The 327-nt window shown below is 61.8% G+C and carries 1 pseudogene; it reads left to right on the top strand.

What is annotated here, in order from left to right:
• A pseudogene (locus ACOJB8_RS41280) lies at positions 1-327 on the top strand (succinate dehydrogenase/fumarate reductase flavoprotein subunit); the annotation flags it as partial.

Genomic DNA, 327 nt, shown 5'->3' with positions numbered 1-327 from the left:
AAAGCGTCGCGAACGACATCCGCGGCTCGATGCAGAAGCACGCAGGCGTGTTCCGTACGTCGAAGCTGCTCGCAGACGGCGTGCAGGACATCGCGCAGATCGCCGAGCGCGCGAAGCACATCCACCTGAAGGACAAGTCGAAGGTGTTCAACACGGCACGCGTGGAAGCGCTCGAAGTGGCGAACCTGATCGAAGTTGCGCGCGCAACGATGGTTTCGGCTGAAGCCCGTAAGGAAAGCCGTGGCGCACACGCACAGAGCGACTACGAACATCGCGACGACGAAAACTGGCTGCGCCATACGCTCTGGTTCAGCGAAGGCGACCGAC

The sequence above is a fragment of the Paraburkholderia sp. BR10141 genome, assembly GCF_056155635.1.
This window is presented reverse-complemented; position numbering and strand designations above follow the sequence as displayed.